This window comes from Streptomyces sp. a15 (assembly GCF_059026085.1).
Window position 1 is genome coordinate 1 of sequence record NZ_JBWLKM010000244.1, and the last position, 1,120, is coordinate 1,120.

Here is a 1,120-nt window from a genome sequence, read left to right on the forward strand (position 1 = left end):
GAGCGGCAGATCGGCCGGGGCTGTGACCGGGTCCTGGCGACCTGCACCGACGAGGTGCTCGAACTGGCCGACCTGGGCGTACCGAGGCGACAGGTGTCCGTCGTGCCCTGCGGAGTGGACGTCGGGCACTTCCGCCCCGGCGTCGACCCCGGCACCGCCCCCGCCCCCGTCCGGCGACAGCGGTACCGACTGCTGTCCTGCGGCCGGCTGGTCCGCCGCAAGGGCTACGACCAGGCGATCCGGGCCCTCACCCGGATCCCGGACACCGAACTCCTGATCGCGGGCGGTCCCGCGCCAGGCCTGCTGGACGCTGATCCCGAGGCGGCACGGCTGAAGCGGCTCGCGCAGCGGGCCGGCGTGGCCGGCCGGGTGCGCCTGCTCGGTGCGGTGGACCCGGCGGACATGCCCGCCTTGATGCGCAGTGCGGACGCGGTGCTGTGCACGCCGGTCTACGAGCCGTTCGGCATCGTGCCGCTGGAGGCGATGGCGTGCGCCGTCCCGGTCGTGTCCACCGACGTCGGCGGCCACCGGGACACCGTCTCCGACCAAGTGACCGGGCGACTGGTACCGCCCGGCGACCCCGGCGCGATCGCCGCCGCCGTACGCGACCTGCTCGCCGAGGACGGCACCCGCCGCCGGTACGGCACCGCCGGGCGTGCCCGGGTCCTCGACCACTACACCTGGCACCGGGTCGCCGACGGTGTCGAACAGGTCTACCGCCAGGTGGCGGTCGGACGCGCCCTGCCGAAGGAGGTGGCCTGATGACCCTGCACCCGCCCGCCGTCGCACACTGCGACGAACTCCAGGACGCGCTGGGCGCGTTCCGCGCCTCGGCCGACATCATCGAGCGCTGGGGTGAACGCCTGGCCGCAGTCCTCACCGGGGGCGGTCGGCTGCTGGCCGCGGGCAACGGTGGCAGTGCGGCCCAGGCGCAGCACCTGACCGCCGAACTGGTGGGCCGCTACCGTGACGACCGGCCGGCCTTCTCCGCGATCGCGCTGCACGCCGACACCTCCAGTACGACCGCCATCGCCAACGACTACGGCGTCGACGAGGTGTTCGCCCGCCAGGTCCGCGCCCACGGCCGCCCCGGCGACGTCCTGGTACTGCTGTCCACCAG

At 74.6% G+C, this 1,120-nt stretch carries 2 protein-coding genes; both read left to right on the top strand.

The genetic code is table 11. The features are described from left to right. On the top strand, positions 1–762 hold a 762-nt coding region (locus AC5P09_RS51900), incomplete at its 5' end, for a glycosyltransferase (protein WP_493880622.1). Next, a partial coding sequence (locus tag AC5P09_RS51905; protein WP_493880623.1) for a D-sedoheptulose-7-phosphate isomerase occupies positions 762–1,120 on the top strand: 359 nt, incomplete at its 3' end. The genes AC5P09_RS51900 and AC5P09_RS51905, both read left to right, overlap by 1 nt.